Source organism: Segatella cerevisiae (assembly GCF_024054555.1).
GTDB classification, from domain to species: Bacteria; Bacteroidota; Bacteroidia; order Bacteroidales; family Bacteroidaceae; genus Prevotella; species Prevotella cerevisiae.
The window spans coordinates 1-22354 of record NZ_JAMXLY010000019.1; the positions used below are offsets into that span (position 1 = coordinate 1).

Sequence of the window (22354 nt, forward strand, 5' to 3'; positions counted from 1 at the left end):
CCTAAGCCAATAGCCGCAGACAGCATACCGCAGCCTGCTTATTCTTTTATTGTGTCAAAACAAATAAGTTAAACCTGAATAGCCGATTTACTGGCTGTTCGCAATAAAAACATTTTCGAATGAAAATCAATGATAATGTCATACAGGCAATGATTGATCAGGCGAAAAAAGACGCCCCCAAAGAAACTTGCGGTTATCTGATGGGGCACGATGATACCGTCACCGAGAATTACTGGATGGAAAACATCGACCATAGCTCAGAGCATTTTTCTTTCGCTCCCAAGGATCAGTTTGCCGCTCTGAAATATGCCCGCAGCAAAGGACTGAAGATCCTCGCCAATTGGCATAGCCACCCAGCCTCACCGTCCCGCCCCTCACAAGAGGATATCAGACTGGCGAACGATCCGCATATACGCTACGCTATTCTCTCACTCTACCAAGGCATTCATCTGAATTCATTCAAAATCATCAGAAGTAATGTAGTCGACAAAGAGATTCATTACGCGAAAGACTAATTTCTTCTTTACTGAAAACAGATACGAACATGTATAGAATTCCATCAACACTTGACAGTGATCTCGACTATACGGAATCACTGATCAAAAAATTCAAGGCAGGAGAAATCCCTGCCGGTGAGTTAAAGAGCAACCGCGTACCTATGGGTATCTACGAGCAAAGGAAGAACCAGCATTATATGCTCCGCGTACGCTGTGCCGGAGGACTCATCACACCTCAGCAACTGGCCGAGGTGGCTTTTGTCGGTCACCAGTTGTCTACCTCTCATCTGCATATTACCACACGACAGGAGATACAGATCCATAATGTCGATATACTCGATGCCATCCCTGCCCTGCGCAAATTGGAGAAGGCAGGGCTGAGCACTGCCGGTGGAGGTGGAAATACCGTACGCAATATGACTGTCAATGACAGAAGCGGACTTACTGGAGATGAAGAATTCGACGTCTACCCCTACATCGTAGAACTGACGTCAAGGTTGATTGCCGAGAAAGACTCCTTCACGATGCCCAGAAAATATAAGGTAGCTGCAGACTATAATGTAAAGGATGCCCACTCTTCCTATGTCGCAGATTTTGGCCTGCAGGCAAGACTTGTGAATGGCAAACGGGGATTCCGTGTACTCATAGCAGGCAGTACGTCCACCAATCCTCATACCGGTTGGGAGGTTTTCGATTTCTTGCCGGAAGTCGACCTGTACCGCGCTGCAAAAGCCCTGAAGAATTGGTTCAACAAATATGGCAACCGGCGTAACCGCCATAAAGCGCGCATGCGCTATGTCTTCTATAAATATGGTGAAGAGGAAGCTAAGAAGCACTACTATGAAGAGTTCGATGCCTTGAAGAAAGATGCTAGTCTTGACTTCTTCGTGCCTGCCCTGCCTCTGGAACACCACAAACCTCCATTCGATCCCGTCGTTGACAACAGTGATGCTTTCAAGATTTGGAAAAAGCGCTATGCCCACCGCCAAACAACCAAAGAGGGGGTGGCTGAAAACCTCTGGTATGCTTACCTCCCCGTCGAACACGGGAATAACCGGACAGAATTCTTTGCTGCCATAGCAGAACATCTGGGAAAGTTTGGCAATGACGTGATCCGCTTTACACAGAAAGAACAGATCCAAGTACGCAATATCAATGAAGACTACCTGCCGGATATTTACCAGTTTTTCAAGAAGATCGGTGATTACCAAATAGATTATCCTGCCGTCGTGACCAATATGACCTCTTGCACGGGAGCTGATACCTGCCGTCTGGGAATATGCCTGCCGAAAGGCGCCATCAATGCGGTGACCAGACGCCTGATGACCAGTGGGCTCGATTTGGATGCAATCCCCGACTTTGAACTGAATATGAACGGCTGCACGAACATCTGTGCCAACGCGACATGGGCAGACCTCGGATTCAGCGGCCGCATCGCCAGAACAGGTGATGACCCTTTCCCTGCATATACCGTTTGGCTGCCGCTTAAAGGCCATAATGAGATTGATGTCCAACAAGGTTATGTCCCGGCTAAGCATCTCCCCGATTTCGTCACAGACTATCTGCAGGATGTCATCGCAAACAAAAGCAATTACACCGATTATTACGAGTATGTCAAGGCTAAAGGGGTGGATACAGTGGAGAAATTGCTTCTCAAGTATAAAAAAGTAAAACCTTTCTCCGAAGAGCCGAAAGCCTACTATGATTGGGGAGATGACGAGAAGTTCAGCCTCGTGAAATACGGACAGGCCGAGTGCTCCGCAGGTCTCTTCGACATCATCGAGATAGACCAGGACAATATTGCAGAAAAGCGGAAGGCTCTGGAAAGCGGCAATGCCGGGGATGAAGAGAAAATCCTGCACGCCATCGTATTCTCCGAGAACCGGATGTTACTGGTCACGAGAGGAATCGATCCGCGTACGGACGACGATGTCTACGATGGTTTCATCAAGGAATTCATCCAAGCAGGCATCGTACCTGCCAAATTCAAGGTGCTTACCGACAAAGCCCGCCAACATCAGAGTTTAGCGGCTGACAAAACCCTTATTTTCGAACTTGCCGACTTACTGAACGACTTATACAAGAACATGGGAGACAACTTGCAATTCAATATTGAAGGGAAAGAAAACAGCAAGGTTAAGGTCGAAACGAAACCTGCAGAAACAAGTTCCAAAAAGGAAGAAGTTGCTTCAAAGGTTGCTACCGGTAACGAGATCCAACCTGATCTCAAGAAGGACTTCCGTGGAGTAGCCTGCCCGATGAATTTCGTCAAGACCAAGATCGCGCTCTCTCCAATGAAGAGCGGGCAGATCCTCGAGATTCTCCTCGACGACGGGCAACCTATTCAGAATGTGCCGGGAAGTGTAAAGAACGAGGGGCACACTGTCCTTGCCACTGAAAAGGTCGGCAACTATTGGAAAGTGACGATTAAGAAGAAATAATTCTAAAAACATATCCATGCCTTTGAATTTCATTCCCATTGCCGTTAAGACAACTGCCCATATTACAATTATCGGCGGCAGTCCGGAAGGTATCAAGAAAGCCAAAAGACTGGCAAGGCTGACGGATCAGGTGACTTTCATCTCGCCTGAGATACCTGAAGCACTCCGGTCTCTGCCTTTTCACTTCATAGAACGGACATTTGAAGCGGGAGACCTGAAAGATACGAAGATTCTCTATGTCTGCACTGCTGATCTGAAGGAGAACCACCGCATCAAACAGATCGCAGAAAACCGGGGAATCCTGACAAGTGTCTGTGATGATCCGGACTACTGCGATTTCGTATCGCCCGCCGTCTTTTTGAAAGACAACCTCACTATTTCCGTAGGTTCTGACGCAAGAGATGTCAGACGGTCGATCAGGATTCGCAACCGGATCAGACAACTCATAGAACAAGGCATTTTGGATATCACTTGAACGGCATCATTTGCTTAGAAAATCGCAAACAAGAAATATAAGAGAGATTATGTATACTAAAAACATTACACATTTAAAGGAACTCGAGTCAGAGTCCATCTATGTCCTGCGGGAAGTAGCCGCACAGTTCGAACGGCCTTGCATCCTGTTTTCAGGAGGGAAAGACTCTATTGTAGTCACTTACCTGGCTTACAAAGCTTTTTACCCTGCCAAGATTCCTTTCCCTCTACTGCATATCGATACCGGGCACAATTTCCAGGAGACGATCGACTATCGGGACGCATTGGTCAAGAAACTCGGGGCAGAACTCATCGTAGGATCTGTACAGGAGAGTATTGACAAGGGAAGGGTGAAAGAAGAGACCGGCTATTATGCCAGCCGCAACAAACTGCAGACCGTGACGCTCCTTGATACCATCGAAAAGTACAAGTTTGATGCGGCTATCGGCGGCGCACGTCGTGACGAGGAAAAATCGCGCGCCAAAGAGCGCTTTTTCAGCCACCGTGACGAATTCGGACAATGGAACCCCAAGAACCAGCGACCTGAACTCTGGAACATCTTCAACGGAAGGAAGAATGTGGGAGAACACTTCCGGGTGTTCCCCATATCCAACTGGACCGAGATGGATGTCTGGCAATACATCTACCTGGAAAACATCCCTATGCCGAGCCTTTACTTCACCCACGAGCGGGAAGTTTTCAAGCGTGACGGGCAATGGCTCGCTGCCCTGCCTGTCATCAAGCGCAAACCCACAGAGAAGGTCGTCAAGAAGATGGTCCGCTGCCGTACGATCGGAGACATCACCTGTACAGGATTGACAGAATCCAAGGCGACGACAGTAGCTGATATCATCGACGAGATCGCATCCAGCCGCGTCACCGAGCGGGGAGGCCGCGCTGACGACAAGCGCAGTGAGACGGCAATGGAAGACCGGAAAAAGGCGGGATACTTCTAAAAAAACCGCTCGGGATACGAGGAATCGAAATTGCAAAAAAGTATATCATCATCAAATTCAACTAAGGAATAATGCCGGATACAAGAGGATATTTAAATATGGAACTGCTCCGCTTCTCTACAGCGGGCAGTGTAGACGACGGTAAGAGTACACTTATCGGACGCTTGCTCTATGACAGCAAGTCTATTTTCGAGGATCAACTCGAAGCTGTGGAGGCCGCTTCTAAAAGTCGCGGCAATGAAGAGGTGAATCTCGCCCTTCTCACCGACGGCTTACGGGCTGAGCGGGAACAGGGTATCACCATTGACGTGGCTTACCGCTATTTCGCTACACCGAAACGCAAGTTCATCATCGCTGATACACCGGGACATATCCAGTATACCAGAAACATGGTTACCGGTGCCAGCACAGCGGACTTGAGCATCATCCTCATCGACGCCAGGCATGGCGTTCTGGAACAGACGGTCAGACACAGTTATATCTCATCTCTTTTGGGCATCCCCCACATCCTTGTAGCCATCAACAAGATGGACCTTGTCGATTACGACAAAGGGGTGTACGACAAGATCGTCTCTGACTATCAGAAGATGTCGGAGGCGCTTCATATCAAGAACATCGTCTTCATCCCCATCAGCGCCAGAGTTGGTGACAATGTCGTGAACAAGAGTGACAAGATGCCTTGGTATACCGGTAAAGCCTTACTCGACTATCTGGAGACCGTACCTGTGGTACATAAGACCGTGAGTGACTTCTTCCGCTTTCCGGTACAATTGGTGATCCGCCCCATCAGTGATCAATTTCCTGACTATAGAGGATATGCGGGTCGCATGAGCGGCGGACTGCTCAAACCGGGCGATCGTGTCAGAGTACTGCCTTCAGGATTGGAAAGCACCGTCAAAAGCATTGATTTCGTAGATCAACACCTCCAAGAAGCTTTCTCTCCGGAAAGTGTGACAATCCTGCTGACTGACGACATCGATATCAGTCGTGGTGACATACTGGTGAAAGTGGATGAAAAGCAACCCCAAATCAGCCAGGATATCACGATGGACGTGTGCTGGTTCAACGAGCGTCCTGCCCAGATCCGGAACAAGTATATCATCCGCCAGACAACTGCCGAAAGTCTGGGGATCATCCGAAGCATCAACTACCGCAGGAATATCAATACGCTGGAGAAGGAAAACGGCATAGACCACCTGGACATGAATGACATCGCCGAGATTACGGTCCATACGGCCAACCCACTGGTATTTGACAAATATGCCGAAAACAAGGTCACCGGCAGTCTGATCTTCATCGATCCGGATACCAATGAGACGGTTGGCGCCGGTATGATCAAGTAAGAACACATGAAGTCATTATAACTTTGCTGATGAAAACAAAACAAGATAAAGCCAGGCAGGTCGAACAACTCAACCAACTACTCCGCAATGCACCCGCTGAAGAGGTGGTGAGGTATTTCCTCGATGCCTTCCAAGGCCGTATCGCCCTCTCCTCCAGCCTCAGCATTGAGGATCAGGTCCTCACGGACATCATCGTGAAGGAGAACCCGTCCAGCAGGATCTTCACTCTGGATACAGGGCGTCTCTTTCCGGAAACCTATCAACTCATTGACCGGACGAACCTGACCTACAATATCAAGATCGAGGTATTCTTTCCAGACTATAGAGAAGTGCAACGCATGGTCCGGGAAGAGGGCATCAATCTCTTTTATCAATCCATAGAAAGCCGGCACCGCTGTTGCCAGATCCGCAAATTGGAACCGCTACACAGGGCGATGCAAGGCCTGGATGCATGGATCTGCGGACTCCGCAGGCAACAGAGCATCACGCGCAAGGACATGCAACTGGTAGAATGGGACGATATCCACCAACTCATCAAAGTGAACCCGCTGATCAATTGGGAGGAAGATGAGGTATGGGCATACATCAGAAAGCATCATGTCCCCTATAACAAACTCCAGGATCAGAACTATCCGAGCATCGGCTGCGAACCTTGTACACGGGCTGTCAAACCCGGAGAGGATATCAGGGCGGGACGCTGGTGGTGGGAATCTCCCGATCATCGTGAGTGCGGACTGCATCAGAAACAATGAGTCCGACTCTGATTTCCAAAAAAGAAAAAAGGTCTGTTCAGGATAGAAGAAGCCAACAATATTGATCCGGATTTCCGGATCAGGGAGTTGACTGTTTCAATAATTGTGGAAAAATGGAGATAGACTATAGAATACTCAAAGACAAACTGGCAGAAAAGGGAATGTTTGTACTGACCCTTTCTTCAATACTGCTCGTCATTGCCATGGCCATCGGACTATACCTCAAATCAGCTCCGATCCTGCATCAATATCACCTGTGGGATCTGTTGACTGAGAGCAACTGGAAACCGATGCAGGGCAAGTTCGGATTCCTGCCTTTCCTGGCCGGAACTTTCTGGTGTACGGCGGTAGCCATCATCATAGCCCTGCCCATTTCTCTGTTCATGGCTGTCTACCTGACAGAATATGCAAATACTGTCGTCCGTAGATATGTCTATCCCCTGCTTGATATTCTGGCAGGATTACCCTCAGTGATCTACGGTGTCTGGGGCACATTGTTGATCGTACCTTGGATAGCAAAATTTGTCGCACCTTTATTCTCCGGGAACAACAGCGGTTATACCGTATTGACCGGCGGGATCGTACTCAGCGTGATGATCCTGCCCCTTCTCATTTCACTGTTTATGGAACTCTTCTCCAATGTTCCCAGAGAACTGAGGGATGCGTCACTGTCTCTGGGGGCGACCGTTTGGCAGACCACCAAATTCGTGGTCTTGAGGAAAGCCGCCCCCGGCATGATTGCCGCCATCGTACTGGCTCTCAGTCGTACCCTCGGCGAGACAATTGCCGTGCTGATGGTGTGCGGCAATGTACCGGTCGTACCCGGCAGCCTTCTCGATGCCTGCTACCCTATCCCGGCACTGATAGCCAACAACTATGGGGAGATGCTCTCGATACCGATGTATGAGAGTGCGCTCATGTTCGCTGCCTTCCTGCTGTTCTTCGTCATTGTAATACTCAATTTAGGTTCCCGTATCGTATTGCGGAGGATCAAAAATACCTGATGCTATGGTCAAAGGGAAATTCGTAGAAGAGAAGATAGCCAAAATACTGATGTACCTGTCTCTGGCCATCGTATTCTATTTTGTAGTCAGCGTCATTTGGACGATATTCAAACGGGGCTGTCCTGTACTGACCTGGAAGATGATCACCGAGCTCCCCAGTGGGGGGTTCTATATCGGAGGTGAAGGCGGGTTCCTCAACGCTATTGTCGGCAGTGTCTACATCGTAGGGGCCTCTACACTTTTGGGACTGCTCATTGCCCTACCCGTGGTCTTCTACCTGAATGTATACCTGAAACCTGACAGTAAGTTCGGCTATATTGCCCGTCTGGCTTTTGACACCCTCTTCGGAATCCCCAGCATCGTTTACGGTGCCTTTGCCTTCTCTCTGATGATATGGTTGGGAATGCGGGCTTCTTTGGCTGGAGGAATTCTGGTCATCACGCTCCTGATCATTCCCATCTTCATCCGGAGTATGGATGAAGTGGCGAAATCCATTCCGAAAGACATTCTGGAAGTTTCTTACAGTCTCGGCTCTACCCGACTTGAGACGATAGGCGTGGTGCTCCGGCAAATAGCGCCGGCGATAGCGACAGCGACCTTACTCGGCATCGGAAGAGCCATAGGTGACTGTGCCGGAGTCATGTTCACAGCCGGATTTTCCGACCATATTCCCAAGAGCCTGGACCAGCAGGCAGCAACCCTCCCTCTCAGTATTTTCTTCCAACTCAGCGCCCCTCAACAATCTGTACAGGACCGGGCTTATGCGGCCGCGGTCGTCCTCACGGTCATCGTATTGGTATTGAGTCTCGGCGGCCGGTTTATCCTGAATCATTTCTCTAAGAACAAGGTTTAGGATACCCGAAGCTCAGGGCCTCAAAACTGACAGATATTATCCTGATTTGACATACCACAATCGTGGAAAGACACCCTCACTTACCACGTTTATGGTATGTCAAATACCATGTATTTACTATTTTTTGAGTAATATAAAAGATGTACTTTTGTCGTAATTAACAGGAAAGGAGCCTATCATATATGGTAAGATATCTTTTAGCAGATAACCAAGAACTCACTCGAATAGGACTTGAAGCAATAATCGAAAAGGTTTCCCCGGGAAAAATTATCCGTGTAGAAGATAAGACCAGGTTGATAGAACTCCTTAAAGAGGATGGTCATGTGGTTATCCTTCTGGACTATACCCTGTTTGACTTTGAGGATGAGAATGGCCTGCTTATCGTCAGCGAAAGATTTCCTGAGGCGGAATGGATATTGATCAGCGAAGATCTGACTGACGATTTCCTGCGGCGCGTCATCTATTCCAACCACCACTTCAGCGTCATTTTCAAGGATTCTCCCGTCAGCATCATTGGAGATGCGATCTTGGCTGCCACCCAAAAGGACAGATACATCTGCCAGAGGGCTATGGAGATCCTACTGGAGCAACAGAAAAAGCAGGAGGTCACGACTATCCTCACTTCGACAGAAATAGAAGTCCTTAAAGCTATTGCACAGGGGAAGACAACTAAGGAAATTGCGGCCGAACGTTACTGCTCTATTCATACGATCAATACACACCGCAAGAATATCTTCCGAAAACTGGGTGTGAACACTGCCCATGAAGCAGTGAAATATGCTTTCAGGGCGGGACTGGTAGACACCAGCGAATTCTACATCTGATGCCCTGGGAGTGGAATGAGTATAGTGTAGATACTATCAAGAAAAACATTCTGTCAAGAACCACTTCCAAATACCTGTTTAACAGCTTATTTGGCGGTCCGGGAAACAGGGTCTTTTGCCATAGGGAAACAAGCATTCGTAGTTTCGAGAAAGTCAGCCGTCTCTTTCGAGAAACATAACGCTGACTTTCTCGAAACATAAACCGCCCTTTCCCTGATAGAGCAATTCCCCTCTCCCATCACTGATTGGCAGCCCCCTCTTCCAATGAAAATTACTGGCAGAATCAGCACTATAGAGTTTCCATCCTTATACAAGTATTTTTCTCCAAAAGGACTGACGTTGATGTATGAAAAACACTATCTTTCAACTGATCTATTTTGAAAAGGAACGGCCCAAGGCAAGTTGCATTCAGCATCGCAAAAGACCCGATCCCGAGTGCTCAATCGTTTTTAACTTATTTTATAGGACCTACGGGCACAAATGTGGCCGGCAAACCATTGAAAGTAAGATAATTTTGCAGCGTAAATGATTTAGAACTCAAAATTATGGAAAAGAAAATGTTTTGCTTTCAATGCCAGGAAACAGCTTTTGGCACAGGATGTACTTTTAGAGGGGTTTGCGGTAAACTTCCCCAGACTGCTCGCTATCAGGATCTGCTGATCTCTGTGGTAAGAGGCATCGGAACAGTTTATCATGAACTTCACGAAGCATCCGTGAAACCGTTGCCTGACATAGAGACCTTCCTCTATGACGCCATCTTCTCAACGATCACGAATGCGAACTTCGATGACGACAGTATCCTGAGACGTGTAGATGCAGGAGTCCGAATCAAAGCCGAACTGATCGGTCTGGCTCAAAAGAACAATGTCGCTCTGCCTGATTTCCACGAAGTGACATGGAAGGGACAACGGTCAGACTATGAACAGGAAGCTGATAGGGAAACGGTGCTGCGCAATACAGATCCGGATATCCGCTCCCTGAAAGAACTTACAGTATTGGGACTTAAGGGGATGTCTGCCTACGGTGAGCACGCTGCCCGTCTGGGGTATCACAGTCAGGACATCGTCAATTTCATGACTTCGGCTCTGAAGATTGTCTCAGATCCGGAATCGACAAAAGACCAACTCCTCCATACGGTATTGGCTACCGGACAATATGGCGTCAAAGTCATGGCCTTGCTGGACAAGGCGAACACGACTGCGTTCGGAAAACCTGAGATCACAAAGGTCAATATCGGAGTAGGCACGAATCCGGGGATATTGATTTCCGGTCACGACCTCAAGGATATCAAAGACCTGTTGGAACAGACTCAGGGAACAGGTATCGATGTCTATACGCATAGCGAGATGCTGCCTGCCCACTACTACCCGGAGCTGAAGAAATACAAGAATCTTGTAGGCAACTACGGAAATGCATGGTGGAAGCAGCGCCAGGAATTCGAGCACTTCAATGGTCCAATCGTCTTTACGACCAATTGTATCGTACCGCCGACACCGAAGGCCAGTTACAAGGATCGGGTGTTTACCACCAATGCAGCAGGCTATCCCGGTTGGAAACAAATCCCTGTAGATGCGAACGGCCATAAAGATTTCTCCGAAGTCATCGCTTTGGCTAAAACCTGTAAGGCTCCTGAAGAGATCGAACACGGTGAGATCATAGGTGGCTTTGCACACGATCAGGTGCTGGCTCTCGCTGACAAGATCGTTGATGCAGTCAAGAGTGGTGCCATCAAGAAATTCATTGTCATGAGCGGTTGTGACGGAAGGATGAGGAGTCGCGAATACTACAAGAACTTCGCTGAAACTCTACCGAAAGATACCGTCATCCTTACCTCCGGTTGTGCCAAATACAGATACAACAAATTGAACCTCGGTGCAATCAATGGTATTCCGCGTGTCCTTGACGCCGGACAGTGCAACGATTCCTATTCATGGGCTGTCATTGCGATGAAACTCCAGAAAATCTTCAAGGCTAAAGATATCAATGACCTCCCGATAGTCTTTAATATTGCTTGGTACGAACAGAAAGCTGTCATCGTCCTCCTGGCACTATTGAGTCTGGGGATCAAGCATATCCACATCGGCCCGACACTGCCTGCCTTCGTCTCACCGAATGTTCTGAAAGTGCTTCAGGATGAGTTTGACCTTGGAACCATCTCGACTGTAGAAGAAGACGTGAGGAAATTCCAGTTAGTGGAAAATTAAAAGGTCTGTCTATGACCTTCTGCGTAAACGGCAGGAAAGCAACGTTCTCATTCGGAGAACGGTCTTTTCCTGCCGTTTATGTTTTTTGAAAGGCCCTCGACTGTACCTATTGACCTCCAATGATGTCAAACCTATCCATATTGGAGCGGGGCATCGTTTTTTTTCTTATTTTTGCAGAAAACAAATAAAAGAGATGAACAAGTTCTGCAACCCTGTCACGCACATTTTCTTTTTCCTTTTTCTTCTTGCCTTCGACTTAGCGGCAAAGGCACAACCGACGTTCAACCCCGATTCTCTTCGAGAAAGTGATCTCCTTTTTGCTTATGTGCCCAAGGGCAACGCCATCACAAAAGTAACGCAGGGCATCTATGGGACTACCATTGACCATGTCGGCATTGTCATCAGGAAAGACAAGAGATGGCAGATCCTCGAAGCCATACATCGAGGTGTGGTCATCACTCCACTGGATTCATTCATCAACAGGAATACAACGGCAAATTGCCCGCCTTCCATCATCCAAGGACGTGTCACAGGTGACGTGGATATACCATCTTCCATACGGAACGCCATGCACGATATTGGAAGGCCTTATGATTTCTATTTCATGCCCGATGATCGGGAAATCTACTGTAGTGAACTTGTCCAGAAAAATTATGTAGACCACTCCGGCCATCTGATATTTCAGCCTATACCCATGTCTTTCCATGACCGCAAAGGACATATCCTACACTACTGGAAGAAGTATTATCAAAAAGCAGGATTATCTGTTCCTGAAGGTAAACCGGGAAGCAACCCGGGAGAGTTGTCGAGAAGCAGCAGAATCAGAATAATAAAATCATAAGTCTGACTCAATCAGGCATCAATTCCACGAAATAAAATTGATCCAAGTACAACGGCAGACTTACACCTATAGCCTGCCCTTTTCCTAAAGATGATACGCTAACGGTATTTCCTCTCATTACTGTAGGAGATGATTTTACACTCAACAATATGGGAGGAACCATCTGAATAGATCACTTAAACTTGTTCTTTGACAACTGGCATTTATTTTCCCTTAGCCGAAATCAGTTTCAGAAGTTCAAGTCTCAGTCCCCCTCGCGTGATTTCCTCTTATATTCCCATTGTACATAGGGTCAGAACATTAAAAACTATATTCTACAAAAGCCCTATACCTTCATTTTCATCATTCCGGAGCCACAAAGATTTGAGTCTGGAAAACTCTCTCATCATTTATATTTTTTAAGAATTAGAATTTGCAATATTCGATAAGATTAATTAACTTTGTAGTGTTCATTAAACGAAAACATTATGACAAAAGCAAAACAAGTTTATAGATGTGCCGTATGCGGCAACATCGTAGAAGTAGTTAACCCATCGGGTGGTACACTGACATGTTGTGGTCAACCCATGGAATTGTTGAAAGAAAATTCTACCGATGCAGCTTTGGAAAAGCATGTACCTGTAATCGAGAAGATCGACGGTGGGTATCGTGTTAAGGTCGGAGCAGTAGAGCATCCTATGACAGAAGCCCACTATATCCAGTGGATAGAGTTGATAACAGATAATAAAGTGTTGAGACAATATCTGACTCCTAAAGACAAGCCTGAGGCAGAATTCAAGACTGACGCTGATGAAGTTTATGCACGTGCTTATTGCAACCTGCACGGACTTTGGAAGTCTAAATAAACTTTAAAAGAGCATATCTTTTAAGAAGGAAATAACTGAACAATATCGGTTATTTCCTTTTTTTATTTTCCATACCTATGTTTCCCCAATAAGTGGAGATCGTAACGTCATCAATTACTTCATCATAATGAACTTCCCTTATATTCATACGGTGGGTGCCCGAGAAGGAACCCTAAAGGCTGTTTAAAGCTCCGTAGGGTGTTCTCTTTGAAGACTATGACTGAGTTACCCCAGTTGTTCTTGAAGCCAATGTTGAAGAACTATGGCATGATTGTGGTTTTCGTCCCTTGCGCCATAAAGCAACGTCACCGGAGACTTTTCCAAAAGTGACTTGCACTTGACAGCAAAGGCATGGGCCTCATCATTCTGATCGAGTTCGTTCCGGTAGTCTTCAGTGAATTTCGGAAATCGATCGGGCAGATGTCCGAACCATTGCCTCAAACTTGCAGTCGGAGCGATGCCTTTATTCCATTCGTCCAAGCAGGCTTTCTCTTTTGAAAGTCCTCTGGGCCAAAGCCGATCTACCAGAACCCGATATCCATCTCCAAGTGTCATGGGGGAATAGATCCGCTTGATTAAAATTGGATGATTTAACATGATGCGTCTGCCTCCTTCTTATTGCTGATCATTGTCAACTGCATTTTAAAGCGTTCTGGAGCATTGACGGCATGCAAAGCTCCCGCAGGAATAATGAAACTCTCCCCCTTCTTCAGGACATTTGTCTTGCCATTTACAGTCAGTTCCATCTTCCCGTCTATGACATAAATCAAAGCGTCATAAGGTGCCTGATGAGGACTTAAACCTTGGCCTTCATCAAAGGAGAACAAGGTCACTGAGCCAAAGTCAGTATGGACCAGTTCTTTACTCACTACTCCACCATCGGCATATACGATGCAATTCTCAAGATTGAATACTTTTGCTTTTTCAAATTTCATACTCGTGTTTCTCCTATTTCTGAAGTACCAGGCTTCTCCTCCAGAGTTTAAATGATTAAGAGTGCCTTCTCTCTTCGTATACTGCAAAGATAAAGACCAAATGGTTATCCAGAGGGCACAAAAGTGCCCATTTGGAGTTAAGTTATCTTAAAATTTCAGGAGACCTTTTTTCCTTACACCTGAATAAAATATTTTATTTCTTTTTTCCTATCTTTGCAGTATGGAAGAAAAAGCTAAGACCGCACTCCTGTCATGCCCGCTGTTCGACAAGATAGAAGGAGAAGAACTAGAAGCCATAATGGAGGATATCCCTTACAAGACCATCGAATTTTCGAAGGGTGATATCATCACTGTAGCCGGTATGCCTTGCCGTTATGCGGATATTGTCATCAGAGGTTCTCTCATTTGCAGCATGGCTGCATTGAGTGGGAAACAGATCGAAGTCAGCCGTCTGTCTTCCGGGGATATCATTGCGCCCGCTTATCTCTTTTCAGACAACCATGCGATACCGGTGAGCGTCAAGGCTGACAGCAAGACCGAACTTCTCCGGATTTCAAAAGAGAGTCTCAAGATCATATCTGAAAGGCATTCGCAGATCGGATTGAATTTCATTCGGCTGCTCTCGAATATCAATGTCTTCCTGACGGGGAAGATCAGGGTGTTGAGTCTTTATACAGTACGTGAAAAAGTGGCTTATCTCCTTCGTAAAATTGCCAAGGAGCAAGGTAGTCATCTCATCCATCTGGACCGAAGCCGACAAGAGATTGCCCAGAGTTTTGGTATTCAAAAGTTCTCATTGCTCCGTGTCCTTTCTAATTTCGAGCAGGAAGGTGCCATAAAAATTGATGGAAAAGATATCCAGATCCTTGACCTGAGACTTATCAAATAACCGTTTGGACCTTTTATAATCTAAGGTTGTCCGAGAACACAAAGTGGCAGTTTGCCCTCGGATAAAACGCTTGAGGAAGTTTTGGCAATATCTCCTGTGCCTGAAGATATTTCAACAGGAAAGTATTTCCATGGGCCTCAAACTGATGACCGATAGTCGGATATTTTGAATCTGCTCTTACTAAAATTCGACTCGAAAAGGCAATTTCTTGAAAATTATAATTACCTTTGACTACTGAATACAATAGACATATATATGAAAACCATTTTATTTATCATCGGCTCAACGAGAGCCAAATCTTTCAACCTGCAAACTGCAAAATATGTAGAAAGTAAGTTGGCAGGTAAAGCCAGTATAAAATATCTCGATTTCACCGACCTCCCATTCGTCAATCAGGATCAAGAGAATCCTGTTCTTGAAGTTGTTGCAAGGATAAGGAAAGAAGTGATGGAGGCTGACGGACTATGGATATTCTCACCTGAATATAACTTCAGCTATCCCGGGTATCTCAAGAATTTGCTTGACTGGCTATCTCGCCCCAAAGATCCTAACATATTCAATGGTCCTACTGCCATAGCTGGCAAGAAAGTCACTGTCTCCGGTGCTGGTGGAGCATTCGCCACAAAAGGAATGAAAGACAAACTCACAGAACTTCTTGAATTCATCAAGGCTGACGTGATGAAGGCACCAATGACTGGAATCCATGTCAATCAGGATGCCTGGACTACGGATGTCCTTGTCTTATCCAATGAAGACAAGAAACACTTGCAAGATCAGGCAGAAGCCTTTCTGAAATTCATCTGAATAGCAAGGGCAAAATTTCGTTTTCGGTTCGATGAAACCATTTGTTTTAGTAGTAATATGCTGAATTCTAACTTAAGAGTTCAGCATATTTTTTATACCATTCATACAATTTCTGAATCCCCTCATGAAGGGAGGTCTCAGGTTTGTAACCAAAATCGTTCTGCAAACGAGTCGTATCTGCATAGGTACGGGTGACATCTCCTGGTTGCATGCCCAACATCTTCATCTGAGCCTGCTTTCCTGTTACCTCCTCTATGGTATGGATAAAATCGAGTAATCTGACAGGTTGGGAATTTCCGATATTATAGATTCTATAAGGTACTGTTTCCTTTATGTCTGCGTGCAGGACACGGCGGATTCCCTCCACAATATCATCAACATAAGTAAAGTCCCGCAGCATATCGCCATGATTAAAGACTGGGATTTCCTGACCTGAAGAGATGGCTCTCATGAATTTTATCGGGGCCATGTCCGGACGTCCCCAAGGACCATAGACTGTAAAGAAGCGCAGCCCTGTCGTTTGAATATGATAGAGTTTGCTATAGGCATATGCCATGACTTCATCGCTCTTCTTTGTAGCTGCGTAAAGGCTCACCGGTGAGTCGGTGCGATCGGTCTCTGAGAAGGGCACATGGGCATCCATACCATAGATACTGCTCGAACTGGCATAGACTAAATGCGGAAGGCCGTGATGTCTGCAAGCCTCCAGCAAATTCAAGAAACCTACAATGTTGGACTGGATGTAAGAATACGGATTCTCTATGGAATAGCGCACTCCGGGCTGCCCTGCCAGATTACAGACATGGGTAAAATGCTCTTCTTCGAAAAGTTGATTCAGACGCTCTTTGTCTGTCAGATCTAAACGGACAAAACGATAATTTGCCATCGTCCGACTTTGAACAGTTTTTCCAGGCACTATCTCCTCCCGCTTGATCCCGGTATCCTCTAAGCGGGCATATTTCAAATTCGGATCATAGTAATCGTTGATTTCATCAAGTCCTATAATTTCCGCTCCTTCTGCAGCAAGCGCCTTCACTAACTGATGGCCGATGAAACCGGCAGTTCCGGTAATTAGTATCTTCATTTTCCTACCTGTTTTATATCTATTGCCTTCGCAATGTATTTATATTTCCAACCTCCCAAATCTTACATTCTGTCTTGACTCAGTCGTCAGGAGCACAACTTTAAGACAGATGATCTTCAATTCGTTTTTCTTGTTTCTGCTCTTTATGGAACAGGACAATATTTCTAATATATGTCAAGAACCCCACAGACTGTCCCAGTATCAAAACCGGATCCCATCTGAAGACACCATAGCTGACGATAATGGAACTTCCTATTAAACTGATCACCCAAAAACCTATGGGTAGAATGGATTCATGACGATGATAAGAATAAAACCATTGGTAAACAAATCTCAGTGTAAATATAATCTGACCGACCGATCCCCAGATCAAAAGTGGCAATGAAACGGCTTTATTATGCAGGAAACTGGAGAGAAAGTGAGGCACATCGGAAAGCATGAAGCAAATGGCGACCAAAGGCAACGCTCCTATCACAATCCTGAACAGCAGAGGAATCCTCTGCCATACTTTCTTGATGTCCAGATTCCAAATATAAATGTAAAAGGATATCAATTGACCTAAGATAATGGCGAAGTCATCCCGCATCCAACCATAAATAAACAGTAGGATGCTCCCTACCAGACCACAAATCCAATAAAGATCGGGTGACACGACTTTCTTTGCGCGTTCTGACAGAATCCATTGGATAAGCATCCGGGCAGAGAAGAAGCCTTGGGCGATGAAGCCGATGGCATAAACAAAAAGTGGAGATATTTGCATTCAGGCTTTTTTATAAAGGTTTTGTTCGTCTATATGATAACGGATATATCGTTTTTTCATCCACCGATAAGCAAAGCAATCGACAAAGGGACCTTTCAGCCGATTCCACAGATGGTATTTCGAAACTCCTGCCACACGGGGATAATGCCTGACTGGTACTTCCTTGAACTTTCCCTGCTCCAACATCATCAAGGCTGGGAGGAAACGATGCATACCGTCAAAGAAAGGCAGGCGCTTGGCATAAGCTGTCCACATCACTTTCAACGGGCAACCGGTATCTGTAGCTGTATCGCCGGTCATCTTCCGCCGGAAGCCATTGGCAATTTTAGATTGCAGATTCTTGAAAAAGGTATCTTTGCGATGGGCCCTGATACCGGAGACAAGTTGGTAATCAGCCACAAATTGCAACAAGAGGTTGAAGTCCTCCGGATCTGTCTGCAAATCAGAATCAATATAACCGATATATTTACTCTCAACAGTATCTATACCCGATTTCATCGCAGTACTCAAACCGTGATTATCATTTGAGGAGATAAAATAGAAATCCTTATTGCGGGCACATATCGCCTTTATTTTCTCTAGACTGTGATCTTTGGATCCGTCATTGATCAAAAGCAGACAGGTTTTCATCGGGGCTGTCGGCAGATAGGCCTTCAAAGACTTCTCAACTCTGTCCAGATTATCTTCCTCGTTATAAACAGGCATGATAATCGTGAAATCATAATCCCTTGTATTATTCATATCACTGTTTTGTTCCTTTATTTTAGTATATTCATAGTTCTTGTTTTCATTTTCGGGGGTATGCCGAATGTAAAATCGACCGTCCCTTCTTTCCGGTTACAGGAGGGTTGATGGCTTTCTTGGGAGTCGTATCCATTTTCTTCTTCAACAAGGTCACATAATTGAGGAAGGCGCTACTGTAATGTCTATCCTTTTTCGGATGCTTATTATCATCATAATACCCTATCTTGACGACATCCAAATGTTTCAGAATGGAGACAGGCATCTCCTGAGCAATCGGCTTTTGCGAGACGACGGCGAGAGGAAGTGAGGACATGACCTCGATGGAATCGCTTAAATTCATTGGCAAGATCTTCCGATTTGCCTCATAGACAAGTTCTATTCTCAACGGCTCTTTTGCATTGTGATAGAAGGGAACATGCTTGAGGGTACTGATCTGCGATACGGCATTGATGCTATGTGCTTCCGGGTTGCCAAACATCTTTCCGACAGGCTGCAGGAAGAACAATTCCGCGATAAAGAAAAGGGCCGCATAAGTCCAGACAAATCCTTTGGTCAAGTTCTTATGCCGGCTTTCTGTCTCCAGCCACATCAAGACAAATGCTACAGACATGGCTATCGTAGGTGCCATAGGCAGCAAATAGCGCATCTTCTTCTCCGGCATGCAGGAGAGTAGAACAAGTTGGAGCAGCATCCATAGGACAACGAAAAAATATTTCCGCGGTTGTTCCAATCGCTTCTGCCAGAAAGGAACAGCCAAAGAGAGCAATATAAACGGTGCCCAGAGTCCGCCTTCCAGGAAAAAGCGCCAGTAATAATACCAAGGACGGACATTATGCCCGGACCAGGCAGAAGATTCTTTATGGATAACGTATTCTACAGCTTCTGAATGGTAAGTCAGCAAATAGGCATACCACCATCCGCCTAGGACAAGAGTGATCAAAATAGCTACGATCAACGGCCCCCATTTGCCTTTCATATGAGGACGTCTGAGACAGATGACGACTAGGATAAAAGGTAAGAGTAAGGCATAGAGGGAAACCGGTCCTTTACTCTCAAAGGAAAGCCCCATGAAAAGTCCTGCCAACAAGAACCACCGCCATTTATGCTGGTGAACTAACCCAGAATCATAAAAGCCTCTATCTTCTTCATAGAAACCATGGTCATCATCGTAAAATCCCCGCATCAGGAAGTAGATGGCTCCCATCATAAAGGCATGACAGTAGATATCCCATGTCGCAGACCGTCCCATGAGCACGACATTGTACAAAGTAATGAAGACCAGTACTGTATTGACTGCAAAATCATCTCTTCTTGTAAGATACCTTGCCGTCAGGAAAAGAAACAAAGTCCAGATAAGACCCATCACTGCGGGGGCAAAGCGCTGGGCCGAAAGGCTTCCCGGTGCAATCATTTCCACAGCCCCTGCTACCCAAGTAGGCAAAGGCGGTTTTTCCAACCGCAGTTCTCCGTTCATCGTGGGTACGAGCCAGTTGCCGTCAGAGACCATCTCACGGGCAGTCACGATGTTACGGGACTCCATAATATCGGTAGGCAGAGCTCCACGATTGATAAAGAATGTAGTAACGCTCAGGATAATCAAGAGAGCAAAGAGGACCGTATTTCTTGATTTCATCTTACTTCTAATTTGTTTATTCTTAAATTGCGAATTTACTTCCTTATTCTGTAGATTCTTTGGAGATCTCACTGGCAGTATACTGCCGGACTTCATCAACCAATATCTCTACAAGCCGGGGCAAGGCATACTCTCCCAATTCCGATTCCTTAATCCAAATATAGCCTTCCGGCAATTCCGGTTTCACGGTCAACTCCAGCAAATAGAAATCAGCATAAAGGACACGATGCGTCAACACGTGTTTTACGCTTTGCCGGAGCAACACCGGCTTTTCCTCTATCTTCTCCAATATCGGATCTAGCGGTGAATCCGCCTTTTTCTCTATCCACAAGGGTTCCCATAGCCCCTGCCAGATACCCTTTTCCCGACGATGAATGGCGACCTCCCCACCGCAACGCAGATAGAAATAGGCAAACCGAATGGTCTGGATTTTAGTCTTCTTCAATTTCACAGGCAGCATGCCAACTCTATGCGTATGGAAAGCAATACAAGTTTCGATAAAAGGACATGTGGTACATTGTGGAGCCTTCGGTGTACAATGTGTTGCACCGAAATCCATCATTGCCTGATTAAAGTCACCTGGTCGATCCTCCGGTACAAATGACTGCGCCAACTGGGAAAAGAGTTTCTTTCCCTCTGTCGAATTGATCGGTGTATCAATGCCCATCAAACGGGAGAGCACCCGATAGGCATTCCCGTCTACGGCCGCCACTGGTACACCGAAAGCGAAAGACGCCACTGCCGCCGCCGTATAAGGACCGATTCCTTTCAATTTCTCCAACTCTTCAGGTGTTGTCGGGAAATGGCCCAAAGAGACAATTTGCCGTGCCGCTTTATACAGATTGCGTGCTCTACTGTAATATCCCAGCCCTTCCCAAAGGAGGAGGACTTTATCTTCACTGGCTGCTGCCAAATCCTGTACCGTAGGAAAAGTCTTCAGAAAGCGTTCCCAATATGCTTGTCCTTGCACGACCTGAGTCTGCTGGAGAATCACTTCACTCAGCCAAATCGCATATGGATCATGTGTATGACGCCATGGGAGATCCCTGCCATTCGTATCAAACCATCTCAACAGTGCAGGCACAAAAGAGTCATTCATATTATTTATTGTGCAAAGATACGACAAAAATAAATGAATATAAAAAGTTTTCTGTATTTTTGCACCAAAAGGTATAAATTGCAAAGATTCCGAGTCTATATCATTTCCCATTAAGAAAGAGGACGACTCGATACCAGAAAATTGCCAACCAACTCTATACTTTCTAGAAGGAGATCTATTTCCATCCAAGACGGAACATGAAGAATCTCTTCAAACACACAAATAATAGTGATATGACAAATCAAATATTGCCGGACAATCAGATTCAACCCGATCAAACGATCTCTAAAGAGAACGGGAGGTCTCTCTCCATGGGTCCGCATACCATCTTCCACCCCATCAACACGGACCTTCCTCTGCCTGACAAACTAAATGATCCTTTCCATTACAAGCCTCATCCACTTTGTCTGATTGCGGCTAAAGAAGTACAAGAATTTCTGATTTCATCGGAAGTACCCGATGCTTTTAAGGCTGAAATCTCACAAGGGAAGATGTTCGGTGTCCTTGTTGTCCAAGACTCTCTAAGGGACTTGGGGTATCTTGTCGGCTATGGTGGGCAGATTTGCGGACGGAGCGACTGGGAAGGTTTCGTCCCTGCCATTTTCGACTATCTACAGCCAAAAGGCTATTTTAAGAAAAAGGAGTCGGAAATAACGAGTATCAATCGTCACATCGATCAAATGGAACATTCTGAACGATACCACAACCAATTGACCGCTTATAACCTATTGAAAAGGGAGTCTGAAGATGCGGTCAATGAGAAGAAAGAGATCATGAAAACTTTCAAGTTGCAGAGAGATAAGAAAAGGGCTGAACAAACTTTGAGTCAAAGTGAGGAAAAAGAATTGATCCATGAAAGTCAGTTTCTGAAAGCGGAGGTCCATCGTACCAAAAGACTGTATGCAACTTATTTGGACAACAAAAAATTTGCGCTCGACCAATACCGCATGAGGATAACGAATCTGAAGTTTCAGAGGAAAGCCAAAAGTGATGCTTTGCAGCAATGGCTGTTCAATCACTTTAAACTGTGTGATTCACATGGGGAATTCCATAACCTATTGGAGATTTACAGAAGACATTACATTCTGTCTCATCCTTCATTCCGGCCGAATTCATCGGGGAGAGAAACGCTCTTGAACGATATTTATCCACCTTCCGGTTGTGGGGAATGTTGTGAACCCAGATTACTGCAATATGCCAACCTCCACCACTTGCGCCCTATCAGCATGGCTATGTTCTGGTGGGGAAAATCTCCCAAAGGAAAAATCAGGAAACACTTACACTATTATCCGGCATGTGAAAACAAATGCCGCCCCATTCTCTGGTATTTACTCCCATCCGAACAAAGCGGACTCAATAGATAGCGGGAAAG

The 22354-nt window shown here is 45.9% G+C and carries 22 protein-coding genes; 15 read left to right on the top strand and 7 right to left on the bottom strand.

Features of this window, described 5'->3' with window-relative positions; translation table 11 throughout:
• The first annotated feature begins 119 nt into the window (after positions 1–119).
• The 12 genes from NG821_RS06300 (at position 120) to NG821_RS06355 (ending at position 13034) form a co-directional block, all read left to right on the top strand.
• Positions 120–515: a M67 family metallopeptidase gene (locus NG821_RS06300; protein WP_252760813.1), complete on the top strand. Its 396-nt coding sequence runs from the start codon at positions 120–122 to the stop codon at positions 513–515.
• Between the two features lie 29 nt (positions 516–544).
• Positions 545–2938 carry a sulfurtransferase TusA family protein gene (locus NG821_RS06305; RefSeq protein ID WP_252760814.1) on the top strand — a complete coding sequence of 798 codons (2394 nt, stop codon included), beginning with the start codon at positions 545–547 and terminating at the stop codon, positions 2936–2938.
• A gap of 16 nt (positions 2939–2954) precedes the next feature.
• Positions 2955–3413 (top strand): precorrin-2 dehydrogenase/sirohydrochlorin ferrochelatase family protein, encoded by a 459-nt coding sequence (locus NG821_RS06310; RefSeq protein ID WP_252760815.1) that lies wholly within the window; start codon positions 2955–2957, stop codon positions 3411–3413.
• A 49-nt stretch (positions 3414–3462) separates the two neighbouring features.
• The gene (gene cysD / locus NG821_RS06315; RefSeq protein ID WP_252760816.1) at positions 3463–4368 is read left to right on the top strand and encodes a sulfate adenylyltransferase subunit CysD; all 906 of its coding nucleotides are present in this window, start codon (positions 3463–3465) and stop codon (positions 4366–4368) included.
• 71 nt (positions 4369–4439) lie between these two features.
• Positions 4440–5711, top strand: a complete 1272-nt coding sequence (locus tag NG821_RS06320; protein ID WP_252760817.1) for a sulfate adenylyltransferase subunit 1 — start codon at positions 4440–4442, stop codon at positions 5709–5711.
• A gap of 29 nt (positions 5712–5740) precedes the next feature.
• Complete coding sequence (locus NG821_RS06325; RefSeq protein ID WP_252760818.1) at positions 5741–6463, top strand: phosphoadenylyl-sulfate reductase; 723 nt, start codon at positions 5741–5743, stop codon at positions 6461–6463.
• Positions 6464–6576: 113 nt separating this feature from the next.
• On the top strand, positions 6577–7467 hold the full coding sequence (gene pstC / locus NG821_RS06330) for a phosphate ABC transporter permease subunit PstC (RefSeq protein WP_252760819.1): 891 nt from the start codon (positions 6577–6579) through the stop codon (positions 7465–7467).
• 4 nt (positions 7468–7471) lie between these two features.
• Positions 7472–8320, top strand: coding sequence for a PstA family ABC transporter permease (locus NG821_RS06335; RefSeq protein WP_252760820.1), 849 nt, complete (start codon positions 7472–7474; stop codon positions 8318–8320).
• Positions 8321–8502: 182 nt separating this feature from the next.
• Positions 8503–9144, top strand: coding sequence for a helix-turn-helix transcriptional regulator (locus NG821_RS06340; protein WP_252760821.1), 642 nt, complete (start codon positions 8503–8505; stop codon positions 9142–9144).
• A 545-nt stretch (positions 9145–9689) separates the two neighbouring features.
• Positions 9690–11348: a hydroxylamine reductase gene (gene hcp / locus NG821_RS06345; RefSeq protein ID WP_252760822.1), complete on the top strand. Its 1659-nt coding sequence runs from the start codon at positions 9690–9692 to the stop codon at positions 11346–11348.
• A gap of 193 nt (positions 11349–11541) precedes the next feature.
• Positions 11542–12189: a YiiX/YebB-like N1pC/P60 family cysteine hydrolase gene (locus NG821_RS06350; protein ID WP_252760823.1), complete on the top strand. Its 648-nt coding sequence runs from the start codon at positions 11542–11544 to the stop codon at positions 12187–12189.
• 467 nt (positions 12190–12656) lie between these two features.
• A complete protein-coding gene (locus NG821_RS06355) occupies positions 12657–13034 on the top strand; it encodes a desulfoferrodoxin (RefSeq protein WP_252760824.1) in 378 nt (125 codons plus the stop codon).
• Between the two features lie 225 nt (positions 13035–13259).
• On the opposite strand, the gene NG821_RS06360 is transcribed toward NG821_RS06355, so the two are convergent.
• Complete coding sequence (locus NG821_RS06360) at positions 13260–13631, bottom strand: DUF488 domain-containing protein (RefSeq protein ID WP_252760825.1); 372 nt, start codon at positions 13629–13631, stop codon at positions 13260–13262.
• A complete protein-coding gene (locus NG821_RS06365) occupies positions 13625–13969 on the bottom strand; it encodes a cupin domain-containing protein (RefSeq protein ID WP_252760826.1) in 345 nt (114 codons plus the stop codon). Before NG821_RS06365 ends, NG821_RS06360 begins: the two co-directional genes overlap by 7 nt.
• A 220-nt stretch (positions 13970–14189) precedes the next feature.
• Here NG821_RS06365 and NG821_RS06370 point away from each other — a divergent pair, with 220 nt between their 5' ends.
• Together NG821_RS06370 and NG821_RS06375 are read left to right on the top strand one after the other, a co-directional pair.
• Positions 14190–14858, top strand: a complete 669-nt coding sequence (locus tag NG821_RS06370; protein ID WP_252760827.1) for a Crp/Fnr family transcriptional regulator — start codon at positions 14190–14192, stop codon at positions 14856–14858.
• A 255-nt stretch (positions 14859–15113) separates the two neighbouring features.
• The gene (locus tag NG821_RS06375) at positions 15114–15662 is read left to right on the top strand and encodes an NAD(P)H-dependent oxidoreductase (RefSeq protein ID WP_252760828.1); all 549 of its coding nucleotides are present in this window, start codon (positions 15114–15116) and stop codon (positions 15660–15662) included.
• A gap of 67 nt (positions 15663–15729) precedes the next feature.
• Here the strand turns inward: NG821_RS06375 and NG821_RS06380 are convergent, their stop codons facing one another.
• The 5 genes from NG821_RS06380 to mutY all read right to left on the bottom strand — a co-directional run bounded on the left by NG821_RS06380 (position 15730) and on the right by mutY (position 20982).
• Positions 15730–16746 carry an NAD-dependent epimerase/dehydratase family protein gene (locus tag NG821_RS06380; RefSeq protein ID WP_252760829.1) on the bottom strand — a complete coding sequence of 339 codons (1017 nt, stop codon included), beginning with the start codon at positions 16744–16746 and terminating at the stop codon, positions 15730–15732.
• 100 nt (positions 16747–16846) lie between these two features.
• Positions 16847–17506 (bottom strand): lipid-A-disaccharide synthase N-terminal domain-containing protein, encoded by a 660-nt coding sequence (locus NG821_RS06385; RefSeq protein ID WP_252760830.1) that lies wholly within the window; start codon positions 17504–17506, stop codon positions 16847–16849.
• Positions 17507–18247, bottom strand: a complete 741-nt coding sequence (locus tag NG821_RS06390; protein WP_252760831.1) for a glycosyltransferase family 2 protein — start codon at positions 18245–18247, stop codon at positions 17507–17509.
• A 46-nt stretch (positions 18248–18293) separates the two neighbouring features.
• Positions 18294–19883, bottom strand: a complete 1590-nt coding sequence (locus NG821_RS06395; RefSeq protein ID WP_252760832.1) for an ArnT family glycosyltransferase — start codon at positions 19881–19883, stop codon at positions 18294–18296.
• Between the two features lie 43 nt (positions 19884–19926).
• Positions 19927–20982 (bottom strand): A/G-specific adenine glycosylase, encoded by a 1056-nt coding sequence (gene mutY / locus NG821_RS06400; protein ID WP_252760833.1) that lies wholly within the window; start codon positions 20980–20982, stop codon positions 19927–19929.
• Between the two features lie 233 nt (positions 20983–21215).
• Here mutY and NG821_RS06405 point away from each other — a divergent pair, with 233 nt between their 5' ends.
• Positions 21216–22346 (top strand): hypothetical protein, encoded by a 1131-nt coding sequence (locus tag NG821_RS06405; protein WP_252760834.1) that lies wholly within the window; start codon positions 21216–21218, stop codon positions 22344–22346.
• Positions 22347–22354 lie beyond the last annotated feature (8 nt).